The 21,177-nt window shown below is 67.5% G+C and carries 20 protein-coding genes; 13 read left to right on the top strand and 7 right to left on the bottom strand.

The features are described from left to right. Positions 1-16: 16 nt before the first annotated feature. On the top strand, positions 17-958 hold the full coding sequence (locus tag MKK51_RS02255; protein WP_243974715.1) for an HD-GYP domain-containing protein: 942 nt from the start codon (positions 17-19) through the stop codon (positions 956-958). A 51-nt stretch (positions 959-1,009) separates the two neighbouring features. Here the strand turns inward: MKK51_RS02255 and MKK51_RS02250 are convergent, their stop codons facing one another. Then, positions 1,010-1,498, bottom strand: coding sequence for a YaiI/YqxD family protein (locus MKK51_RS02250; RefSeq protein WP_243974714.1), 489 nt, complete (start codon positions 1,496-1,498; stop codon positions 1,010-1,012). Continuing rightward, positions 1,495-2,574: an adenylate/guanylate cyclase domain-containing protein gene (locus tag MKK51_RS02245; protein WP_243974713.1), complete on the bottom strand. Its 1,080-nt coding sequence runs from the start codon at positions 2,572-2,574 to the stop codon at positions 1,495-1,497. The genes MKK51_RS02250 and MKK51_RS02245 overlap by 4 nt, the downstream gene beginning before the upstream one ends. 368 nt (positions 2,575-2,942) lie before the next feature. Here MKK51_RS02245 and MKK51_RS02240 point away from each other — a divergent pair, with 368 nt between their 5' ends. Further along, entirely contained in the window at positions 2,943-3,716 is a 774-nt protein-coding gene (locus MKK51_RS02240; protein WP_243974712.1) for a class I SAM-dependent methyltransferase, read from the top strand. Between the two features lie 23 nt (positions 3,717-3,739). Beyond that, complete coding sequence (locus MKK51_RS02235) at positions 3,740-4,987, top strand: glycosyltransferase family 4 protein (protein ID WP_243974711.1); 1,248 nt, start codon at positions 3,740-3,742, stop codon at positions 4,985-4,987. Here the strand turns inward: MKK51_RS02235 and MKK51_RS02230 are convergent. Then, on the bottom strand, positions 4,927-5,580 hold the full coding sequence (locus MKK51_RS02230) for an alpha/beta hydrolase (RefSeq protein WP_243974710.1): 654 nt from the start codon (positions 5,578-5,580) through the stop codon (positions 4,927-4,929). The genes MKK51_RS02235 and MKK51_RS02230 overlap by 61 nt on opposite strands. 57 nt (positions 5,581-5,637) lie before the next feature. After that, positions 5,638-6,570 carry a ring-cleaving dioxygenase gene (locus MKK51_RS02225; RefSeq protein WP_243974709.1) on the bottom strand — a complete coding sequence of 311 codons (933 nt, stop codon included), beginning with the start codon at positions 6,568-6,570 and terminating at the stop codon, positions 5,638-5,640. Positions 6,571-6,699: 129 nt separating this feature from the next. Here MKK51_RS02225 and MKK51_RS02220 point away from each other — a divergent pair, with 129 nt between their 5' ends. Beyond that, entirely contained in the window at positions 6,700-7,626 is a 927-nt protein-coding gene (locus tag MKK51_RS02220; RefSeq protein ID WP_243974707.1) for a LysR family transcriptional regulator, read from the top strand. A gap of 8 nt (positions 7,627-7,634) precedes the next feature. Here MKK51_RS02220 and MKK51_RS02215 read toward each other — a convergent pair whose 3' ends face one another. Beyond that, positions 7,635-8,213 carry a PilZ domain-containing protein gene (locus MKK51_RS02215; RefSeq protein WP_243974705.1) on the bottom strand — a complete coding sequence of 193 codons (579 nt, stop codon included), beginning with the start codon at positions 8,211-8,213 and terminating at the stop codon, positions 7,635-7,637. Positions 8,214-8,352: 139 nt separating this feature from the next. Beyond that, positions 8,353-10,203: a sigma 54-interacting transcriptional regulator gene (locus MKK51_RS02210; protein WP_243974727.1), complete on the bottom strand. Its 1,851-nt coding sequence runs from the start codon at positions 10,201-10,203 to the stop codon at positions 8,353-8,355. Positions 10,204-10,429: 226 nt separating this feature from the next. Between MKK51_RS02210 and MKK51_RS02205 the strand changes: the two genes are divergently transcribed. The 6 genes from MKK51_RS02205 to MKK51_RS02180 all read left to right on the top strand — a co-directional run bounded on the left by MKK51_RS02205 (position 10,430) and on the right by MKK51_RS02180 (position 15,637). Continuing rightward, positions 10,430-11,791, top strand: coding sequence for a CmpA/NrtA family ABC transporter substrate-binding protein (locus tag MKK51_RS02205; protein WP_243974703.1), 1,362 nt, complete (start codon positions 10,430-10,432; stop codon positions 11,789-11,791). 3 nt (positions 11,792-11,794) lie between these two features. Beyond that, the gene (ntrB, locus tag MKK51_RS02200) at positions 11,795-12,634 is read left to right on the top strand and encodes a nitrate ABC transporter permease (protein ID WP_243974702.1); all 840 of its coding nucleotides are present in this window, start codon (positions 11,795-11,797) and stop codon (positions 12,632-12,634) included. 9 nt (positions 12,635-12,643) lie between these two features. Continuing rightward, positions 12,644-13,606: an ABC transporter ATP-binding protein gene (locus MKK51_RS02195; RefSeq protein WP_243974701.1), complete on the top strand. Its 963-nt coding sequence runs from the start codon at positions 12,644-12,646 to the stop codon at positions 13,604-13,606. Positions 13,607-13,667: 61 nt separating this feature from the next. Then, positions 13,668-14,156 (top strand): cyanase, encoded by a 489-nt coding sequence (gene cynS, locus MKK51_RS02190; protein WP_243974700.1) that lies wholly within the window; start codon positions 13,668-13,670, stop codon positions 14,154-14,156. Positions 14,157-14,322: 166 nt separating this feature from the next. Further along, the gene (locus MKK51_RS02185) at positions 14,323-14,730 is read left to right on the top strand and encodes a DoxX family protein (protein WP_243974699.1); all 408 of its coding nucleotides are present in this window, start codon (positions 14,323-14,325) and stop codon (positions 14,728-14,730) included. A gap of 226 nt (positions 14,731-14,956) precedes the next feature. Then, complete coding sequence (locus MKK51_RS02180; RefSeq protein ID WP_243974698.1) at positions 14,957-15,637, top strand: AAA family ATPase; 681 nt, start codon at positions 14,957-14,959, stop codon at positions 15,635-15,637. Positions 15,638-15,697: 60 nt separating this feature from the next. On the opposite strand, the gene MKK51_RS02175 is transcribed toward MKK51_RS02180, so the two are convergent. Further along, positions 15,698-17,083, bottom strand: coding sequence for a dipeptidase (locus MKK51_RS02175; RefSeq protein ID WP_243974697.1), 1,386 nt, complete (start codon positions 17,081-17,083; stop codon positions 15,698-15,700). A 282-nt stretch (positions 17,084-17,365) separates the two neighbouring features. On the opposite strand from MKK51_RS02175, the gene MKK51_RS02170 reads away from it, so the two are divergent. From MKK51_RS02170 to MKK51_RS02160, 3 genes are read left to right on the top strand one after another with little or no spacing between them, the layout of a single operon-like run. After that, complete coding sequence (locus MKK51_RS02170; protein WP_243974696.1) at positions 17,366-17,884, top strand: (2Fe-2S)-binding protein; 519 nt, start codon at positions 17,366-17,368, stop codon at positions 17,882-17,884. Then, positions 17,881-18,894, top strand: a complete 1,014-nt coding sequence (locus MKK51_RS02165; RefSeq protein ID WP_243974695.1) for an FAD binding domain-containing protein — start codon at positions 17,881-17,883, stop codon at positions 18,892-18,894. Before MKK51_RS02170 ends, MKK51_RS02165 begins: the two co-directional genes overlap by 4 nt. A 14-nt stretch (positions 18,895-18,908) precedes the next feature. Continuing rightward, positions 18,909-21,164: a xanthine dehydrogenase family protein molybdopterin-binding subunit gene (locus MKK51_RS02160; RefSeq protein ID WP_243974693.1), complete on the top strand. Its 2,256-nt coding sequence runs from the start codon at positions 18,909-18,911 to the stop codon at positions 21,162-21,164. The last annotated feature ends 13 nt before the right edge of the window (positions 21,165-21,177 follow it).

The raw sequence follows: 21,177 nt of genomic DNA, 5'->3' as shown, positions 1-21,177 counted from the left end.
CGATTCGGCGATAGACATGACGCCGGTGCCCATCGGGGCGGTATGCGATGTGACCCTCGACAGGCGCGATGCCGCCACCGCCATGCGCCGTGCCTTCACGCGACTGAAAAGCGCGGATGTTCCCGTCATCTGCCTGCTTCGGAACATGAGCGAGATCGGCCTGCGCAACGCCAGGAATCTCGGCGCGACCTGCTGCCTGTCGGCTCTGACGACCCCCGCAATGGTCGCTCGCACCATGGTGACGCAAGTGATCCAGGATCGCGCCGAAAAGCCGGCCCGGAGCATCGAGCGCGGCGTGGCACGGGCCACCGCGGTCCTGACCCGCCTGTTCGACGGGGCGCGGTCGAACGATCCGGTCTCCCTGACGCGGGTCGATGCCAGCCTCGAACCGATCATCGCGGCGGTTCGCGACGGCGGATTGACCCGCTGGCTCGACCGGGTGTGGACGCATGACGACGCCACCTATCAGCATTGCCTGCTCGTGGCGGGCGTGGCCGCCAAGTTCTCGCTCCACCTCGGTTTCTCCACCGACGACCGCCATCATTTCGTCCGCGCCGCGCTGCTCCACGACCTCGGGAAAGCCCGGATCCCGCTCTCGATCCTCAACAAGCCGGGCCGGCTCGACGAGGCCGAGATGACGATCATGCGCACGCATCCGGTCATCGGCTACGAGAAGCTCAAGGGTACCGGCTGCGACGACGTCACCCTCGGCGCCGTGCGGCATCACCACGAAATGCTCGACGGCACGGGCTATCCCGACGGCCTCAGTGGGGACGCCATCGGCGATACCGTGCGGCTGATGACGATCTGCGACATCTATTCGGCGCTGACGGAGAAACGCATCTACAAGCCGGCGATGCCAACCTCCGTCGCCATGGCGATCCTCTCCGATATGAAGGGGCGCCTCGAGGATGGCCTGGTGCAGTCCTTCGGCGAGGCCATGAGTTCCGGCTCGTAACGGAATCGAACCGAGTCCCGGCAGTGGAGACGGCTCGGGACAGGGCGAATGTCAGCCGAAGCCGCCGCGCCTGAGTCGCATGACGGTTCGATCCAGCGCGCCGAGATAGGCCGAGCGGTCCCTGGCTGAGAACGGCCGCGGGCCGCCCGTGACCGTGCCCGCCTCGCGCAGGTCCTGCATCAAATTGCGGGTGGCGAGGGCAAGGCCGATCCCGCTCTCGCTGAAAGGTTTCCCGTTGGGCGCGAGGACCTCGGCGCCCGCCTTCACGCATCGGCTCGCCAGGGGCACGTCCGAGGTGACGACGACGGCGCCCGCTCTCGCCCGCTCCGCGATCCAATCGTCGGCGGCATCGAAACGGTCGCTGACGACGACGCGCTCGATCCAGGGCTCGCGCGGCAGGGTGATGAAACTGTTGGCCACCACGTAGACATGCAGGCCGTAGCGGCCAGCGACCCGGTAGGTCTCGTCCTTCACCGGGCAGGCATCGGCATCGATGTAGACGACGATCGACCGGTCGGGCTCCGGCACGCTCGCACTCATACGGACGCCGCCAGACGCGGAGCCACGTCCCTCACCGCCTCGACCTCCTCGATGGCCGGGGCCGCCCGCTCCAGGGTCGAGACCGCGAGCGGCTGGCCCCGGCCGCGCAGGGCATGGGCTCCGAGGGAGCGGGCGCGGATGCCCTCGGGCAGGCGCGGCAGGCGGCCGAGGAGATCGTCCGAAATCAGGATCTCGGTGCCGAGCGGCCGGCACAAGGCCTCGATCCGCGAAGTCACGTTCACCGTGTCGCCGAAATAGGCGATCTTGTGCCGGTCGACCCCGACCTCCGCGGTGACGATGGAACCGCCATGCAGCGCCGCCCGCAGGCGGGGCACCACGCCGAAGCGGGCCTGCCAGGCCGCCGCCTCGGCCTCGATCCGGTCGAGGACGTCGAAGACGCAGGCGACGCATCGGGCATCCTTGAGGCCACGCTCCATCGGCCAGGTGATCATGGCCATGTCGCCGATGTAATCGTCGGTGGAGCCGTGATTGCGGCGCACGGGCTCGGCGAGGGCGGCGAAGACCGCGCCGAGATAGGCCTGGGCCTTGAGGTCGCCATGGGTTTCGGCGAAGGCGGTGGAGCCGACGACGTCGAGAAACAGGAAGATGCGGTCCTCGCGCACCGGCCGGTGATAGCGGCCGACGAGGAAGTTCACGAACACCTCGCCGCCGATGAGATCGCGCATGCGGATGACGAAGACGAGCATCGCCGATACCGCCAGCGAATAGGCGAGGACCCGCGGGGTGATCTTGACGGCATCCTTGAGGGCGTCACCGGTCAGGCCGAGGGCCCAGACGACGAGACCGCCGAGCGCGATGCCGCTGGCGATCATCAGGACATAGGCGAGTTCGGCGGCGAGCACGTAGATCTTCGCCGGCAACTGGCGAAAGCGCGCCTGAAGGCCGCCGAAGATCAGGCCACGGTCGAAGGCGAGGGTGGTCGCGCCCACCGCGAGGCCATAGATCACCCCGGCCAGCGGCGAGGCGCCGTTGGCGAACAGCAGGTCGTAGAGAAGCCCGGCGCCGCTGCAGGCGACGAGGATGAGGATCCAGAACCAGCGATGCGGCGGCAGCATCAGGCATCACCCCGGTCTGGCTCGTCACGAAGACGATGGCGTCGCGCGGGGAGAAGCAAGGCGTGGCATCCTTCGGAAGGCCATCGTCGGAGGGCGCGGACGAGGAACCGCGCCGAGACGATAGGCCCGTCCTGAACAACGGTCCATAATGGCGCGATTAAGGCCATGGGCCGTTAAGGCTGCCGCGGAAATTCATTGTCGGCCCGGAAGACCGTCAGATCTCCGTAACCCGGCACCCCTTAGGCTCGTTGCCGGACAGGCAGCCTCACCGCTGCAACGCGGCTCGGCCGCTTCAGAAGGCGCGCATCGCGATGAGCATGACGAGGGCGAACCCGGATCCGACCTCTCCCGGCCGGACCTCACCCGGAATGCCGGCCACGCGCCCGCTGGTCGCCCCGCGCGACATCCGCGCGATTGCACGCGACCTCGGCTATTCCCCCGACTGGAACTGGAGCTGGGAGAACTACAAGAACACGATCGTCGCCCTCACCAACGAGTACGGCCTTCGCGACCATCTCGAGATCGGCGGCGGGCGCGACCCGGTCTTCCAGCCGCCGGAGCTGGTCCGGCATGGGATCAAGGTGACGATCAACGACATCTCGCAGAAGGAACTCGATCTCGCCCCGCCCGAATTCGCGAAACTCTGCTGCGACATCGCCTCGCCATCCACCCTGGAGACCATCGGCGCGAACCGGTTCGACTTCGCCTATTGCTCGATGGTCATGGAGCACGTGCCGGACGTGGCGCAGATGTGGCGCAACATCCATGGCCTCCTCGCACCGGGCGGCGCGGCGCTCAGCTTCTTTCCCACCCTGTTCGCCCCGCCCTTCGTCGCCAACCAGCTCATGCCGGAGGCCCTGTCGCGCGCGGTGCTCCACACCCTGTTCCCGGACCGCAGGGACGACGGCGACAATCCGAAATTCCCGGCGCATTACAATTACTGCCGGGGCAGCGAGGCGGCGATCGTCCCGCTCCTGAAGGAAATCGGCTTTCACGAGATCGTGGTGCTGCCGTTCTACGGCTACAGCTACTTCCACAAGCTGCCCGGCCTGCGCCAAATCGACGATGCGTTCACCCGCCTCGCCCGGAGCCGGGACTGGCGGACCTTCACGAGCTTCGCCTTCGTCATCGCCCGTAAATGACCACCGCCCCATCCGATGCGGTCATGAACGTCATCATCGTCGCCGATCACGCCTTCATCAACGGCGGGCAAGCGAAGGTCGCCATCGAGAGCGCCCTCGGCCTCGCCGGGCGGGGCAACCGGATCGTGGTCTTCGCGGCCGTCGGCCCGGCCGATCCGCGTCTGGCGCATGCCGGCATCGAGGTGATCGTCCTCGGCCAGACCGACGTGGCGCTCACCACCTCGCTCGCCAGTTTCGGCGTGCAATGGCTCTGGAACCGGCCGGCGGCGCTCCGTCTCGAAGCCCTCCTCTCGGGCTACGATCCGAGCGACAGCGTCGTCCACGTCCATGGCTGGGCCAAGGCCCTGTCGCCCTCCATCGGACCCGTGCTGAAGGCGACGAAGGTGCCGGTGGTGTTCACCATGCACGAATACTATCTCGCGTGCCCCAATGGCGGCTTCTACGATTACCCGATCTCGGCCGCCTGCCACCGCACCCCGCTCTCGCCCGCCTGCATCGCCTACAATTGCGATTCCCGGAGCTATGCCCGCAAGCTGATGCGGGTCGGCCGCCACGCGCTGATGCGGGGGTCGGGCCTCGTCGGCAGCGCTGCGACCGTCATCACCATCAGCCGGCTGCAGAAGCCCGTTCTCGCCCCCTACCTGCCGAAGCGGACACGCTATTTCGAGGTCTCCAACCCCGTGGATGCGGAGCCCATCGGCCGGAAGGCGGATCGGCCGCTGGGCGACATCGTCTTCGTGGGGCGGGTCTCGCCGGAGAAGGGCGCCCCCATCTTCGCCGAGGCCGCCCGCCTCGCAGGAGTGACGGCGGTGTTCATCGGCGACGGCCCGCAGCGGGCGCAACTGGAGGCGGAGCATCCGGAGGCCCGCTTCCTCGGCTGGAAGAACCCGGCGGAGGTGAAGGCGCTGATGCGCGCGGCCCGCGCCCTCGTCTTCCCCTCTGTCTGGTACGAGGGCCAGCCCCTCACCGTGCTCGAGGCCCTGGCGGCCGGAACGCCGGTGATTGTGAGCGACATCTGCGCCGGCCGGGAGGCGGTGGAGGACGGCGTCAACGGTCTCTGGTTCGCTTCCGGCAAACCGGATTCCCTCGCCGCCGCCCTTGGCCGCTTGTCCGACGACGCGGTGGCCCGCCGCATGTCGGATGCCGCCTACGACCTGTTCTGGGCCGACCCGCTGACCCTCGACCGGCATCTCGACGGCATCGAGGAGGTCTACCGACGCAGCCTCGCTCCCGCGCCCTCACCCCCGACCATCCGGGCCATCCACGCCTGAACCGCCGTGACGTCGGCCTGGCCGAGCCCGTGCCCGGCCGGCTGGATGTCGTGCGCGACATCCGCCCCTGCGCCGGCAAGGACGCTCGCGAGACGCCCGGCGCTCTCGGCCGGCACGATCGGATCGGCCATGCCCGACAGCATCAGCACGGCCGTCCCCGTCAGGTTCGGGGCAGGCGGTTCCGCCAACGGCATCATCGGCCGCAGGAGCGCCGCTCCGGCGAGCACGCCGGGATGGAGCAGCAGAAGGGCCGCGGCGATATTGGCGCCATTGGAGAAGCCGAGCGCCACGGGTGCGGCGAGGCCGTAGGCGTCACGGGCCTCCGCGACGAAGGCCGCGAGGTCCCGCGCGCGACGCCGCACATCGGCCTCGTCGAAGACGCCCTCGGCCAGACGGCGGAAGAAGCGCGGCATGCCGTTCTCCAGGACCGGCCCGCGGGGCGACAGCAGGGCGGAACCCGGCGACACGGCGCGGCTCAGGGGCAGCAGGTCGCTTTCGTCGCCGCCGGTGCCGTGGAGCAGCAGGAGCGGAGGGGAGCCGACCGCGGTCGCGGGCTCGAACCGGTGAGTGAAGGACAGGGACGGTGTGGTCATGACGGCCTCGCAAAAAGGTGCGTGGGAACCGCCCCTCCTCGTGGAGGGGCGGCCTTGTCAGGCGATGGTGGGCAGAACCTCCTCGATCCGCGCGCGATGCGCTTCGAGGAAGGCGGGGAGCTTGAGCGCTTCGCCGAGGGCATCGGCCGGCTCGTCGACGGCAAAGCCCGGGATGTCGGTGGCGATCTCGAACAGCACGCCACCTGGTTCACGGAAGTAGACCGAGCGGAAATAGGCCCGGTCACGCTGCTCGGTCACCTGCAGGCCGTGGGTACCGGTGAGATCGGCCACCATGGACGCCTGCTCGGCATCGTCCTTCGCACGAAAGGCGATGTGATGGACCGAGCCCGCACCGGGCCGACCGCGCAGGAACTCGCCCACCGCCCGGAGGGTGACGAACCCGCCGACGCTGCCGCCGTTGGCGTAGCGGGTCATCGCCCCGTCGCGCCCGGCCTCGGAGAAGCCGAACACCCCGGTGAGGATCCGCGCCGTCGGCTCCGCCTCGTTCAGAAGCAGGGTGACGCCGTGGAAGCCCTGGATGGCGTACTCGGCCGGAACCTCGGACGCAGTCCAGGAAGGCGTTCCCTCCACGACATCGTCCACACCCACGAGGGCCAGCACCATCCCGTCGGGATCGCGCAGGCGCAGAACCAGCTCGCCGAAGAGCTGGACCAGGGCGTCGTGATCGACGCCCTTCTCGATCAGCCGGTGTGTCCACCAGCCGATGGAGGCGCGGGGCACGCGGAAGGCGGTCTCCTGCGTCTCGCCGATCCCGACCCGCCCCCGCGCCGCCTGCGCCACGGGGAAGAAGGTCAGGATCGTGCCGGGGCGGCCGGCCTCGTCCCCGTAATAGAGATGATAGATCGAGGGATCGTCGAAATTGACGGTCTTCTTCACCAGGCGCAGGCCAAGGACGCGCCGATAGAAATCGAGGTTGCGCTGGATGTCGCCGGCATAGGCGGTGACGTGGTGCAGGCCGTTATCGGACATGATCGTGTCTCCGGGGCGCGCTGGCGGGTGGAAGACCACCGCGCCGCTTCGTGATGGAGACAATCTGGCCCTTGGCAGGCCCAACGAAAATAGAAACGATGGAAACCTATCGTTTCTGGAAACGCACCAATGAAGCTGCCGGATTTCGAAGCCTGGGCGATCTTCGCCAAAGTCGCCGAGACGGGGGCGTTCGGGCGGACGGCGGATGAACTCGGCCTGTCGAAGGCCACGGTCTCGAAGGCGATCACCCGCCTGGAAGCCCGGATCGGCGGCCGCCTGTTCCACCGAACCTCGCGCAAGATCGCCCTGACGGAGCTGGGCCATGCTGCGCGGGAGGGTGCCGCTCGCATCCTGGCGGAGGGTGAAGCGGCGGAGGCGCAGGCCACGGCCTCGTCATCGGTTCCGCGCGGCATGGTGAGGCTCGCCGCCCCCATGTCGTTCGGAATCCTCCACGTGGCTCCGATCCTGCCGGATTTCCTCGGCCAGTACCCGGAGGTTTCGGTGGATCTCCATCTCAGCGATGCCCTGGTCGATCTCGTGGCCGGGGGGTTCGATATTGGCCTGCGCATCGCCGCCCTGGCGGATTCCTCCCTGCGGGCGCGGCGCCTGTGCCTCGTCAACCGCGCGCTCGTGGCCGCGCCCGACTATCTCGACCGGCATGGCCGACCGGACCATCCGCGCGACCTCGCCCGCCATGCCTGCCTCGGCTACGCCTACCTGCCGAGCCCGGACCGCTGGATCTTCACCAGTCGGGAGGGCGAAGAGGCGGTGATCGTCCCCTCCGGACCGTTGCGGGCCAACAATGCCGATGCCCTGACACCCGCCCTTCGCGCCGGGCTCGGTCTCGCCGTCCAGCCGGATTTCATGGTCTGGGAGGATCTTCGGGCCGGGCGGCTCGAACGGGTGCTGCACGGGTGGGACCTGCCGCCCATCGCCCTGCATCTGGTCACGCCGCCGGGGGATCCGCGCCCCGCCCGCGTCCTTGCGCTCATCGCCTTCCTGGGAGCCCGGTTCGCGGCGGCACCCTGGTCGAACGGCTCCGCCGCACAGCCGTGATGCCGCGATCAGAGCACCACATGCGGGCCGACCGCGTCTTCGTGGAGCGGCTTGAGAAAGGCCGCGCCGATGCCGTTGTCGAACCGGCGGGCGACCTTGGCCCTGGTCCGGCCGATGACGATCAGGGTACCGACGTCGAGGGGTTCCTCCATGGAGACGGCCACGCCCGATGCCGAGATGTTGAGGACACGGCCCGGCCGCATCGATCCGGCCTCGGTCGTGATCAGCACATCCTGACGCTCCGGCACGATACGCGGAAAAGCGCGCATCACCAGGGGCGGCAGATTCTGCGATTTGGCGAGGCTGAGAAGGCTCTGGACCACGAGGCCGAGGGGATGGTTGGCACCGAGCACACGGATCGCGAAAGCTGACGTTTCCGTTCGCACGACGATGGCCTCAAGGGATCCGGCATGGCGGATGCTGCAGGTCAGTCGTTCATCGATCGCGGGAACGACGGACGACTTGAAGCGAATCCCGTCCAAGGACAGATCGTCGGTGACCGCATAGAAATTTGGCCGATGCCTCCCCCAGCAGAGCGCCGGCAGGGTGACCTTGTACCGCGTCTTCGCCCGCCTGTCGCTCATCATGGCCCTTGTTGCTTTGAGCCTTCCTATGCTGGCGATCCTTCAGGCAAAGCTTTCGCGATCGGGAAAATTCGACTCAATATTCTGCATAAATAATCCGGCTCATGGCCAAGACCCGTGGAACGAGTTCGAAGAACCGGGATCAGGCCTTGCCGCCCGACCGGCCGACCCCCGTCAGGCCATGCACTCTGATGCGGGAGGCGAGCGTCGTCGGCTTGACGCCCAGCAGTTCGGCCGCCCCTCCGACCCCGGAGACGCGGCCCTTGCTCAAGGCGAGGGCGGCCGAGATGTCGGCCCGGTCGCGCGCCCTTCGCTCGGCCTCGGTGGCGGGGGTAGCACCGGTCGAGACCTCGCCCTGCGGGCGCATGCCCTCGACGGGACCGGGGCCCTCGGCCTCGGGCAGGTCGAACCGGAGCCTTCCACGCACGGCCAGGATCGCCGCCCGCTCGACGATGTTCTCCAGTTCGCGGACATTGCCGGGCCAGTCGTAGCGCACGAGGCGGCGGACATCCCCTTCCGTCAGACGCAGGTCGGGCACGGTGAGGCGCCGGGCTACACTTTTAAGGAAGTGCTGGGCGATGAGGGGGATATCCTCCGGCCGCTCGCGCAGGGGCACGGCCGCGATGGGAAAGACGTTGAGGCGGAAATAGAGATCCTCGCGAAAGCGCCCCCGTTTCACCTCGGCCTTGAGGTCGCGGTTGGTGGCGGCCACGAGGCGGACGTCGACGAGGCGGGTCCGTTCCTCGCCGATCCGCTCGAATTGCCGCTCCTGCAGCACGCGCAGGAGCTTGCCCTGCAGGTCGATGGGGATTTCCCCGACCTCGTCCAGGAACAGGGTGCCGCCATCGGCGAGTTCGAACCGCCCGACCCGGTCGCGCAGGGCCCCGGTGAAGGCGCCCCTGGCGTGGCCGAAGAACTCGCTCTCGAACAGCTCGCGCGGGACTGCGGCGCAGTTCACCCGGATCAGCGGCCGGTCCCGGCGCCGGCTCGCCTCGTGGATGGCCCGGGCGATGAGTTCCTTGCCGGTGCCGGATTCGCCGGTGACGAGGACGGTGGCGTCGGTGCCGGCGACGAGGTCGATCTGCCGGAGGGTCGCCTCGATGGCCGGCGAGCGGCCGATGATGCCCTGGTGATGCCCGCCCTCGCGGATTTCCTCGCGGAGATAGGCGTTTTCGAGCTCGAGACGCTGGCGCAGGGAATCGACCTCCGCCAGGGCTTGACGGAGGCGCTCGTCGGCCTCCCGCCGCTGGCTGATGTCGCGGAACACGATGACCGCGCCAAGGAGCCGGCCCCGGTCGCGGATCGGCGTCGAGGTGTATTCCACGAAGATCGGCGTGCCGTCCCGGCGCCAGAACACTTCCGTGTCCACCTGATGCACGGCCCCGTCGCGGAAGGCCGCGTAGATCGGGCAATCCTGATGCGGGTAATGGAGGCCATCCGGGTGGCTGTGATGGACCGTGGCATGCATGTCGCGCCCGACGAGATCGGCCGCGTCCCAGCCCAGCATCCGCTCGGCCGCCGGGTTGATGAAGGTGGTGATGCCCTCGGCATTGACCCCGTAGATGCCCTCGCCGGCCGCGCGCAGGATGAGCTGGTTCTCGCGCTCGATATCGCGAAAGATCCGCTCCATCCGCTGCCACTCGGACAAGCCGGCGCGCATATGCGCATCGGCCTCCGTATCCACGAGGCGGCGCCGGCGCTCGTCGAGGTCGAACAGGCTGACGAGGAGAAGCGCCGGCTCGCCCGGCAGGATCGTCCCGCTGTATTCGACGTGGAGGCCGTGCCCCTCCGCGTGCCTCGGCGAGAGGGCGTGGGTCCAGTCGCGTCCCCGCGCCTGAACGGCCTGGGTGAAGACAATGAGCGTCGGCACCTGGTCCGGATGAAGGCTGGTGACGCGCATGCCCCGCAGGACGGCGGGATCGTAGCCGAGTAGCCGCGCGGCGGCCGGGTTGGCGTCCCGGACCTCGTCGGCCACCGGATCGAGCACCAGCATCGCCTCTGCCGCCCTGTCGAAGGCGGGGCCATAGGGCGACGCAGGTAATGCGACTGAACTCGTTATCACGATATCTCGTAACACGAATTACGGGATATCGTAATCGACGAAATTTCGTAATTATAAAATCTCGATCAGCATATTGATATATATGAGTTTTTTCGTTGAATCGCCACTGGCACAGCGTTTGCCAAGAAGCGAGCGTCCCTGCACAAAGGTTCGCGACATGGCGCTCTTCGACGATCCGTTCAACGCCCGGCTGACCTTGAAGCGCGGGGGCTGCTCCTGCGGGAACCATCACGATCAAGCGGCGCACGATGCCGAAGCTCCGTCCGGTGACGCCGCGATCACACGGGCCGTCGAAGGCGCCGTCATGCGGGCCCTGTTTCCCGAGGATGCGCAGCGGCGCGCCTTTCTCAGGAGCGTCGGAGGGGCGACGGCGCTCGCCGCCGTGAGCCAGTTCTTGCCCACGAAATTCGTGGCCGAGGCCTTCGCGCAGGGCGCAAAGCCGGAGAAGACCGATCTGAAGGTCGGCTTCATCCCGATCACCTGCGCCACGCCGATCATCATGGCCAAGCCCATGGGCTTCTACGAGAAGCAGGGGCTGAACGTGGAGGTGGTGAAGACCGCCGGCTGGGCGGTGATCCGCGACAAGACCCTGAACAAGGAATACGACGCCGCCCACATGCTGGCGCCGATGCCGATCGCCATCTCCCTCGGCGTCGGATCGAACCCCGTCCCCTACACGATGCCGGCGGTGGAGAACGTCAACGGCCAGGCGATCACCCTGGCGATGAAGCACAAGGACAGGCGCGACCCGAAGAGCTGGAAGGGCTTCAAGCTCGCGGTGCCCTTCGACTATTCGATGCACAATTACCTGCTGCGCTACTACCTCGCGGAAGCCGGGATCGACCCCGATACCGACGTGCAGATCCGCGCCGTTCCGCCGCCGGACATGGTCGCCAACCTGCGGGCCGACAACATCGACGGGTTCCTCGCTCCCGACCCGGTGAACCAGCGCGCGGTCTATGACGGCGTCGGCTTCATCCACATCCTGTCGAAGGAGATCTGGGACCGGCACCCGTGCTGCGCCTTCGCAGCCTCGCAGGATTTCGTCACCCAGACCCCGAACACCTACGCCGCCCTGCTCCGCGCCGTGATCGAGGCGACGGCCCACGCCTCGAAGGTCGAGAACCGCAAGGAGATCGCCGCGCAGATCGCTCCGGCCAACTACCTCAACCAGCCGGTGACGGTGGTGGAGCAGGTGCTCACCGGAACCTTCGCCGACGGCCTCGGCGCTGTCCGCAAGGTGCCGGACCGCGTCGATTTCGACGCCTTCCCGTGGTCGTCCTTTGCCGTCTGGATCATGACGCAGATGAAGCGCTGGGGTCAGATCAAGGGCGATGTCGATTACAAGGCGGTGGCCGAGAAGGTCTATCTCGCCACCGACGCCGCCCGGCTGATGAAGGAGGCGGGCCTCACCCCGCCCACGACCACGTCGAAATCCTTCTCGGTGATGGGCAAGGTCTTCGATCCGGCGAAACCCGAGGAGTACCTGAGCTCCTTCGCCATCAAACGGGCGGGCTGAGCCATGAAGGCCTCCCTCCCGCTCCGGGCCGGAATCGTGTCCCTGGCCGTCCTCGCCGCCTTCCTGCTGCTCTGGCAGATCGCGGTGGGCGGGGTCGCCAAGACCGAGGCCATGGATCCGGAATACGCAGCCCTCATGGGCGCGAGCGCGACCACGGGCAAGTCGGCGATGCCGGGGCCCCTCGACGTCGCGGCCACGGCCTGGAAGCACCTCAAGGACCCGTTCTACGATCGCGGGCCCAACGACAAGGGGCTCGGCATCCAGCTCGCCTATTCCATCGGCCGGGTGGCACTGGGCTACGGCCTCGCGGTTCTGGTAGCCATTCCCATCGGTTTCCTCATCGGCATGTCGCCGCTGATGGGCCGGGCCCTCGACCCGTTCATCCAGTTGCTGAAGCCGGTCTCGCCCCTCGCCTGGATGCCGCTCGCCCTCTACACGATCAAAGATTCGAGCCTGTCCGCGATCTTCGTGATCTTCATCTGCTCGCTCTGGCCGATGCTGATCAACACCGCCTTCGGTGTCGCCGGAACGCGCAGGGAATGGCTGAACGTCGCCCGCACCCTGGAGGTCGGGCCGGTCCGCCGCGCTTTCACGGTGATCCTGCCGGCGGCCGCGCCCACCATCCTCACGGGCATGCGCATCTCCATCGGCATCGCCTGGCTCGTCATCGTGGCGGCCGAAATGCTCGTGGGCGGAACCGGCATCGGCTACTTCGTCTGGAACGAATGGAACAATCTCTCGATCACCAATGTGATCGTCTCGATCCTGGTCATCGGCCTCGTGGGCATGATCCTCGACCAGCTGCTGGCGCGCGCGCAGCGTCTCGTCACCTTCCCCGAGTGAGGCCGCGCCATGAGCACGCTCCTCCCCTTCGCGCGGCACTCCGCGAGTGCCGCTCCCGACCCCGCCGCCGGGACCAGCCGCATGTCCTCCTCCGAAAAGTTCATCTCCATCGAGGGGATCGCCCGGCGTTATCCCGCCCCCGGCGGCAAGCCGAACACCGTGTTCGAGAACCTGTGGCTGCCCATGCGGCGGGGCGAGTTCGTCTGCATGATCGGGCATTCCGGCTGCGGCAAGACCACGGTGCTCAACATCCTGGCCGGGCTGGAGGCGCCGAGCGAGGGGGTCGTCATCGTCGACGGGCAGGCGATCGAGGGGACGAGCCTCGACCGGGCGGTGATCTTCCAGGGCCACGCCCTGCTGCCCTGGCGCACGGTGCTCGGCAACGTCGCCTATGCGGTCTCCTCGCGCTGGCGCAAGGCGTCCCGCGCCGAGGTGGAGGAGCGGGCCCGCAAGGCCATCGCAACGGTGGGCCTCGCCGGCTCCGAGCATAAGCGCCCGTCCGAACTTTCCGGCGGCATGAAGCAGCGCGTCGGCATCGCGAGGGCGCTGGCCATCGAGCCCAAGATCCTGCTCATGGACGAGCCGTTCTCGGCCCTCGACGCGCTCACCCGCGGCACGCTGCAGGACGAGGTGCGCCGCATCTGCATCGAGACCGGCCAGACCGTCTTCATGATCACCCACGACGTCGACGAGTCGATCTACCTCGCCGACCGCATCGTGCTGATGACCAACGGCCCCGAGGCCAAGGTGGCGGAGATCGTCGAGAACCCGCTGCCGAAACGGCGCGAGCGCGCGAACCTCCATCACGCGCCGGGCTACTACGCCCTGCGCAACCACCTGATGGACTTCCTCGTCAGCCGCTCGAAGACCCTGCGTGACGCCATGCCCGCCGGCTACGACCAGCGCCACCCGCCCATGGTGCGGCCGGGTTCGGACGGGCCGGAGCCGCTCCCCGTCCCCGTCGCCTCGTAAATCCGCGCCACTCAGATCCGCGCGCCACCCCTCACCTACGTTCCTCCACCGGAGACCTCACATGAAGCGCGAAGACCTCACGGAAAAGCTCCTCGACATCAAGCGCGAGAAGGGCTGGACCTGGAAGCACATCCAGGCCGAGATCGGCGGCCTCTCGCCGATCCTCATCACCGCCGCCTGCATGGGGCAGATGAAGCTGCCGAAAGCCCAGGCCAGGAAGGCGGCGGAGCTGTTCGGCCTGACCGAATCCGAAGAGCGGATGTTGAACGAGGCGCCCTATCGCGGCTCGATCCCGCAGATGCCGCCCACCGACCCTCTGATCTACCGGTTCTACGAGTTGGTGATGGTCTACGGCACCACCTGGAAAGAACTGATCCAGGAGGATTTCGGAGACGGCATCATGTCGGCGATCGATTTCAACATGACCATGGAACGAGAGCCCAACAACAAGGGCGACCGGGTGAAGATGAACCTGTCCGGAAAGTTTTTGCCGTATAAATATTATGACAACGAAGAAGGCGTGCCGGATTACGGCTTCAAGGAGTCGTAGAATCGGGGCCGTAGATCAGAAACATTCCAGGCTGTAGCGTCACCGCGGCTGCAAGCACGCCGCGGTGACTTTTCTCACGCGCGGCGAGTCGACGACGGAGGGGGTTTCGTGCTGATTGCGGAGGCTTGGCCGCACGCACGGCCCTCCCCTCGGAGATTGTTTCAGCATGAATCTCAACGCCCTCTCATCCACCTGGGCTCCCCGCCTCCTCAGCATTCTGCGGATCGTGGCCGGCGTGCTGTTTCTGGAGCATGGCACGCAGAAGCTGTTCGGGTTCCCCATGCGCATGGGCGGCGGGGCGGCACCGGCGCTGTTCACGCTCTTCTGGTTCGCGGCCATCCTCGAGATCGTCGGAGGCGCGCTGATCATCCTCGGCCTGTTCACCCGGCCGGTGGCGTTAATCCTCTCCGGCCAAATGGCCTTCGCCTATTTCATCGCCCATGCGCCGAAGAGCCCATTCCCTGCCCTCAACAGCGGGGATGCGGCCATCCTGTTCTGCTTCCTCTTCCTCTACCTCGCCGCCGCGGGCGCGGGTCCGTGGAGCCTCGACGCGCAGCGCCGCGGACGGTTCTGAGCCGGGGCTCATCGCCCCGTCGGCAATGCCCGGACGGGGTGATCGGAGGGGTCGCGCTCCGTCCGATTCAGAGACGATCCCTGCCATAGGGCGTCCCCTGAAGTCGGCGGGCGTGTTGCCTTCATGCCCGCCTTGGGCGGAGCCGATGGCGGGCTTTCGAGGTGACGGAGACAGGTCGTATGGCGCCTGACGAGACCCATCGGCCGCGCGTCGGCGGGCCGGCGTGATGACGGAGGAGCCGGCCGGCGGCCGGCGCATCCGCGTCGTCGCCATGGCCGTGCAGAAGGGAGGCACCGGCAAGACGAGCCTCGCCGCCTCCCTGTCCGTGGCGGCGGCGGAGGATGGCGAACGCGTGATCGCCTTCGACCTGGATCCGCAGGGGTCTTTGGCCGGCTGGGGCGCTCTTCGCCGGAAGGGCGGAGTGAGCGTCGATCGGGTCCAGGCCTGGGAGATTGGGCAGATGCCCGAGATCCTGGAAGACTGCCGAGAGAACGGAACCACCCTCGTCGTCATCGACACCGCCGGCACCGCCACGGGTCTGGCCCCGGCCTTGCGAACGGCCGACCTCGTCGTCGTGCCGGTGCGGCCGTCGCGGCTCGACCTCGTGGCCGCGAGGCCGACCCTTCAGACCCTCGTCGGCCTCGGGATGCGGAGCCAGCTCGCCCTCGTCCTCAATCAATGCCCGCCCCCGCCCTCCCCGCGCACCGATGCCTATGCGGCACAGTTGCGCTCGCTGGGCGTGCTGGCCGAACCCAACATCGTGCACCGGGTGGATCATCAGGACGCCGTAGCCTCCGGCCTCGGCGTCACCGAATACGCACCCCAGGGCCGGGCCGCCGAGGAGATCCGCGCCCTGTGGAACTGGCTCGACACGAAGATGAGCCTGTCGGGTGCGGAAGCGTCCTGAGCAGGTTCGCAGCCGGTGGTTTCAGGGCGGAAGACCGGCAATCGCTTCCGCGCACCCCGCTCAGCGCTCCCCGAATGCCGCGAGGATGCGCGCCCAGGAGCGCGTGCCCTTGTGGAAGCTCCTGAGATCGTACTTCTCGTTGGGCGAATGGATGCGGTCGTCGTCGAGGCCGAAGCCGATGAGGAGTGTGTTGCGGTCGAGCAAGCGCTTGAAGTCGCCGACGATGGGGATCGAGCCGCCCGCGCCGATGGTCACGGCGGGAACGCCCCATTCCTCGGCGAGCGCGCCCCTCGCGGTGTCCAGTTCGGGCATGTCGAAGGGCAGGCTGATGGCGCGGCTGCCCTTGTAGCAGATCACCTCCACCGAACAGTCGGCCGGAATGCGCTCGCGCACGAAGGCCTCGAAGGTCCGCGCGAGTTGTTCGGGGTCCTGGTCGTCCACGAGGCGGAACGAGATCTTGGCGCTGGCCTGCCCCGCGATGACGGTCTTGGTGCCCTCGCCGGTATAGCCGCCGATGATGCCGTTGACGTCGCAGGCCGGACGCGACTGGATCAGTTCGATGAGCATGCGCCCGCGCTCGCCGGCCGGCTCCGACAGGCCGATGGGACCCAGAAACTTGTCCGCCGTGAAGTCGAGGCCGCGCCACTGCTCCAGGATCTCGGGGGGGGTCTCGCGCACGCCGTCGTAGAAACCCGGAAGAGTCACCTTTCCATCGGCATCGTGCAGGTCGGCGATGATCTTGGACAGGACGTGGATCGGGTTGCGCGCCGCACCGCCGAAGAAGCCCGAATGCAGGTCGCGGTCGGCGCAGGTTACCTTCACCTCGAAATAGGCAAGGCCTCGCAGGGAGGTGGTGATGGCCGGCGTGGTCGGGTTCCACATGCTGGTGTCGCAGACGAGGACGATGTCGGCCGCGAGTTTTTCGCGATTCGCCGCGACCCACTCGGGCAGCCCCTGCGAGCCGTTCTCCTCGGCGCCCTCGATGAGGAGAGTGACGCCGCAGGGCAGTTCGCCCTCCATGGCGATGAAGGCGCGGCAGGCCTCGACGAAGGTCATGACCTGACCCTTGTCGTCCGAGGCCCCCCGCGCCACGATCTGCTTCTCACCCTTGGAATTCAGGGAGATGCGCGGCTCGAAGGGCAGCGTCTCCCACAGGTTTTCCGGGTCCACCGGTTGCACGTCGTAATGGCCGTAGAACAGCACGTGCGGCTTGCCGGGCTTGGGCGCATGCGCCAGCACCACCGGATGCAGCGAGGTCTCGTGGATGGCCGTCTCGAACCCGAGCGCCGTCAGGGTGCCGGTGAGCCATTGCGCCGCCTCGCGGCAATGGCCGGCATAGGCCGGATCGGTGGAAATCGACGGGATTCGCAGGAAGGCGAACAGCCGCTCCAGGGCATTGTCGAGGTCGCGGTCGATGTCGTTGAGAACCGGGTCGAGGGCGGCCATCGCGCGTCCTTCTGACAAGAGGGGATGGCGACAGGGTTAGCCGAGGGGATGAGCGGGCGCAAACCAAGTCGCGGAGCGTCGTGGGCTCGGACGACGTTCAGATGCTGCTCGGCATGCATTCGAAGATCGACACGGAAACCACCCTCCCGGGAACAGGCGCAGATTGGAACGGTTATCGAGTGGACCGGCGTGGGGCGTGGACGTTTCTTCCCCTCGCGCCTCCGCCCATTCGAGAAACGCGGCCGGTGCCCTGCCCGGCCCCTGATCCCTCAGGACACGCCCATGCTCATCGACAGCGGATCGCCCGGCGCTCCGGCCACCATCGGCATCAGCCTGACCATCAACGGCGAGGTCCGTGAGCTTCAGGTGGCGCCGTGGACCACCCTCCTCGATCTGCTACGCGAGGATCTCGACCTGACCGGTACCAAGAAGGGCTGCGACCACGGTCAGTGTGGCGCCTGCACCGTGCTGGTGGACGGCAAGCGTATCAATTCCTGCCTCGCGCTGGCCGTGATGAAGGACGGCACCGAGATCGTCACCGTGGAGGGGCTCGCCAGACACGCCGGACAGGACGGTGCGATGCACCCGCTCCAGGCCGCTTTCGTGGAGCGCGACGCCTTCCAGTGCGGATATTGCACCCCTGGCCAGCTCTGCTCTGCCGCCGGGATGATCGCGGAAGGTCACGCCACGTCGCGTGAAGAAATCCGCGAGGCCATGAGCGGCAATATCTGCCGCTGCGGCGCCTACACCAACATCGTCGATGCCATCGAAGACGTGATGCACGCGGGAGCCGCCCGATGAACCGCTTCGATTACGTCCGCCCGACGACGGTCGAAGAGGCGGTGAGGGCCATCGGCTCGACTGCCAAGGCCCGTTTCATCGCCGGCGGCACCAACCTCGTCGACCTGATGAAGTACAATGTCGAGCGGCCTGAGCGCCTCGTCGACATCACCCGTCTGCCCCTCGAAGCCATTGAGGAGCATCACGGGGGCCTGCGCATCGGTGCCCTCGTCACCAATTCCGCAGTGGCCTATGACGAGCGTATCAAGGACCGCTACCCGCTCCTGGCGAGCGCGATCCTGGCCGGTGCCTCGGGCCAGTTGCGCAATGCCGCCACCACCGGCGGCAACCTCAACCAGCGCACCCGCTGCTATTATTTTTATGACGAGGCCACGCCCTGCAACAAGCGCGAGCCGGGCTCGGGCTGTCAGGCGATCGGCGGCGTCAATCGCATCCACGCCATCTTCGGCACCAGCGAGAAATGCATCGCCACCCACCCGTCCGACATGTGCGTGGCACTGGCGGCCCTCGAAGCGCAGGTCCGCGTCACCGGACCGGGGGGCGAGCGCCGCATTCCCTTTGCCGAGTTCCACCGCCTGCCGGGGGACACACCGCAATACGACACCGCTCTGAAGGCGGACGAGATTGTCCTGTCCGTTGATCTGCCGGACGAGGATTTTGCCGGCCACCACACCTACCTGAAGCTGCGCGACAGGCTTTCCTACGCCTTCGCCCTGGTGTCGGTGGCCGCTTTGGTGCGCCTCGACGGCGACATGATCGGCGAGGCGCGCTTTGCGCTCGGCGGTGTCGCCCATAAGCCCTGGCGCAACGCCGAGGCCGAGGCCTTCCTCACGGGCAAACCCGCCACCCGCGAGAGTTTCGAGGGCGCCGCCGAAATCGTGATGCGGGACGCCAAACCCCAATCCGAGAACGGCTTCAAGATTGAGCTCGCCCGGCGCGCCATCATCCGCGGCCTGACCCAGGCTGCTGCCGGCACGCCCCAGTCGCAATCCGACAAGCGCATCGCCTGAGGACCCGTCCAGACATGGCCAACAGCATCTCCTCCACCGGCACGGACAGCTTCGTCGGCACCGCGCGCAGTCGCGTCGATGGCCCCGCCAAGGTCACCGGCCAGGCGAAATACGCCGGCGAGTTCACCGCCATCGACCTCGCCCACGGCTACGTCGTTTCCGGCGGCATCGCCAAGGGCCGCATCACCGCCATCGACAGCGCGGCGGCGGAAGCCGTACCCGGTGTCCTCAAGGTCTTCACTCATGAGAACCGGCCGCGCACGGCCTGGCTCGACTACAATTACCAGGACGCCGTGGCGCCGCCCGGCTCACCGTTTCGCGCCCTCTACGACGACAAGATCCATTACAGCGGCCAGCCCGTCGCCCTCGTGGTGGCGGAGGATTTCGGCACAGCCCGCTATGCCGCCTCCCTGGTGAAGGTAGCCTACGAGGCGGAGGAGTCCCATACCGACGTGGAGCGCCAACGTGAGTTCGCTTACGAGCCGCCCAAGAAGCGCGGCGGCATCAAGCCGCCGCCCGAGCCCCGGGGCGATGCCGACGGCGCCTTCGCCAAGGCGCCGATCCAGCTGCGTGGCGATTACACGCTGGCCGTGGAGCACCACAACCCGATGGAGCCGCACGCTTCCACCGTGGTCTGGGATGGCGACGGTGCGATCACCGTCTACGACAAGATCCAGGGCGTCTCGAACAGCCAGGGCTACATCGCGGGCGTGTTCGGGATGGACAAGGACAAGGTGCGGGTCCTGAACCCGTATCTCGGAGGCGGCTTCGGCCTCGGCCTGCGCCCGCAATACCAGCTCTTCCTCGCGGTCATGGCCGCGCGCGAGTTGGAGCGCTCGGTGCGGGTGACCCTCACCCGCGACCAGATGTTCACTTTCGGCTACCGTCCCGACGTGCGCCAGACCGTCTCCCTCGGTGCGGACGAAAACGGCAGGCTCCAGTCGATCAAGCACGATGCCCTGTCGGGCACCTCGCGCTTCGAGGACTACCAGGAGGTCGTCGTCAATTGGTCGGCTATCCTCTATGGCGGCTGCGAGAACGTCGCGTTGGGCTACAAGCTGACGCAGATCGACACCTACACCCCCGCCGACATGCGGGCTCCTGGCGCGGTGACGGGGGTGTTCGCTCTCGAGATCGCCATGGACGAACTGGCCTACGCCACCGGCCAGGACCCGATCGCCGTGCGACTCAGCAACTACACCGACCGCGACCCCACCGAAGACAAGCCCTTCGGTTCGAAGGCCCTGCGCTCCTGCTACGAGCAGGGCGCGGAGCGCTTCGGCTGGTCGGAGCGCAATCCTGAGCCCCGCTCCATGCGGGACGGCAAGGAACTCGTCGGCTGGGGCATGGCCACCGGCGTGTGGGAAGCGCTGATGCAGAAGTCCGCGGCGCAGGCGACGCTCACCGCCGACGGCAAGCTCGTGGTCGGCAACTCCACCGGCGACATCGGCACCGGCACCTACACCATCCTCACGCAGATCGCCGCCGACGCCCTCGGCCTGCCCATGGAGGACGTGACGACGAAGCTCGGCGACACCGATCTCGCCGAAGCTCCCGTGGCCGGCGGCTCGTGGACGGCAGCCTCCTCCGGCACTGCGGTGATGAAGGCCTGCCGCAAGATCGCGGCGGACGTCTTCGCCATGGCCCGCGCCATGGACGACTCGCCGCTTGCCAATGTCGATCTCGAGCGCGTCGTCTTTACCGGCGGCCGGATCGAGGTGGCCGGCGACCCGTCGCGCAGCATCTCCCTCGTCGAGGCGATGAAGGCGGCGGGGGTCGACAAGGTGGAGGCCACCGAGAGCGCCGGCCCCGATTCGGGCCACGCCAAGGAATTTTCCTCCTACACCCACTCGGCCGTCTTCGCCGAGGTGAAGATCGACGAGGAGCTGGGCCAGGTCCGCCTCACGCGCATCGTCTCGGCGATCGCGGCGGGCAAGATCATCAATCCGAAGACCGCGCGCAGCCAGATCCTCGGCGGCGTGGTCATGGGGATCGGCTCGGCGCTCGAGGAAGAGTCCATGCTCGACCACACGGTCGGCCGCTTCATGAACCACAATTTCGGCGAGTACCACGTGCCGGTCCATGCCGACATCCAAGACATCGACGTGATCTTCGTGAAGGAGGACGACAAGGCCAACCCGATGGGCGTGAAGGGCCTCGGCGAGATCGGCATTGTCGGCACGGCGGCCGCCATCGCCAACGCGGTGTTCCACGCCACCGGCAAGCGTATCCGCGACCTGCCGATCACCATCGACAAGATCATCGGATGATCCGCGACGGAGC

It is taken from the genome of Methylobacterium sp. E-045 (assembly GCF_022829685.1).
Classification (GTDB): Bacteria; Pseudomonadota; Alphaproteobacteria; order Rhizobiales; family Beijerinckiaceae; genus Methylobacterium.
Note: the sequence above shows the minus strand (reverse complement) of the source record. Positions and strands in the feature narration are given on the sequence as shown.

Coding starts and splice junctions, on each gene's coding strand:
- MKK51_RS02255 (WP_243974715.1), top strand. CDS start 17: ATGACGCCGGTGCCCATCGGGGCGGTATGCGATGTGACCCTCGACAGG.
- MKK51_RS02250 (WP_243974714.1), bottom strand. CDS start 1,498: ATGAGTGCGAGCGTGCCGGAGCCCGACCGGTCGATCGTCGTCTACATC.
- MKK51_RS02245 (WP_243974713.1), bottom strand. CDS start 2,574: ATGCTGCCGCCGCATCGCTGGTTCTGGATCCTCATCCTCGTCGCCTGC.
- MKK51_RS02240 (WP_243974712.1), top strand. CDS start 2,943: ATGCCGGCCACGCGCCCGCTGGTCGCCCCGCGCGACATCCGCGCGATT.
- MKK51_RS02235 (WP_243974711.1), top strand. CDS start 3,740: ATGAACGTCATCATCGTCGCCGATCACGCCTTCATCAACGGCGGGCAA.
- MKK51_RS02230 (WP_243974710.1), bottom strand. CDS start 5,580: ATGACCACACCGTCCCTGTCCTTCACTCACCGGTTCGAGCCCGCGACC.
- MKK51_RS02225 (WP_243974709.1), bottom strand. CDS start 6,570: ATGTCCGATAACGGCCTGCACCACGTCACCGCCTATGCCGGCGACATC.
- MKK51_RS02220 (WP_243974707.1), top strand. CDS start 6,700: ATGAAGCTGCCGGATTTCGAAGCCTGGGCGATCTTCGCCAAAGTCGCC.
- MKK51_RS02215 (WP_243974705.1), bottom strand. CDS start 8,213: ATGATGAGCGACAGGCGGGCGAAGACGCGGTACAAGGTCACCCTGCCG.
- MKK51_RS02210 (WP_243974727.1), bottom strand. CDS start 10,203: ATGCTGGTGCTCGATCCGGTGGCCGACGAGGTCCGGGACGCCAACCCG.
- MKK51_RS02205 (WP_243974703.1), top strand. CDS start 10,430: ATGGCGCTCTTCGACGATCCGTTCAACGCCCGGCTGACCTTGAAGCGC.
- ntrB (WP_243974702.1), top strand. CDS start 11,795: ATGAAGGCCTCCCTCCCGCTCCGGGCCGGAATCGTGTCCCTGGCCGTC.
- MKK51_RS02195 (WP_243974701.1), top strand. CDS start 12,644: ATGAGCACGCTCCTCCCCTTCGCGCGGCACTCCGCGAGTGCCGCTCCC.
- cynS (WP_243974700.1), top strand. CDS start 13,668: ATGAAGCGCGAAGACCTCACGGAAAAGCTCCTCGACATCAAGCGCGAG.
- MKK51_RS02185 (WP_243974699.1), top strand. CDS start 14,323: ATGAATCTCAACGCCCTCTCATCCACCTGGGCTCCCCGCCTCCTCAGC.
- MKK51_RS02180 (WP_243974698.1), top strand. CDS start 14,957: ATGACGGAGGAGCCGGCCGGCGGCCGGCGCATCCGCGTCGTCGCCATG.
- MKK51_RS02175 (WP_243974697.1), bottom strand. CDS start 17,083: ATGGCCGCCCTCGACCCGGTTCTCAACGACATCGACCGCGACCTCGAC.
- MKK51_RS02170 (WP_243974696.1), top strand. CDS start 17,366: ATGCTCATCGACAGCGGATCGCCCGGCGCTCCGGCCACCATCGGCATC.
- MKK51_RS02165 (WP_243974695.1), top strand. CDS start 17,881: ATGAACCGCTTCGATTACGTCCGCCCGACGACGGTCGAAGAGGCGGTG.
- MKK51_RS02160 (WP_243974693.1), top strand. CDS start 18,909: ATGGCCAACAGCATCTCCTCCACCGGCACGGACAGCTTCGTCGGCACC.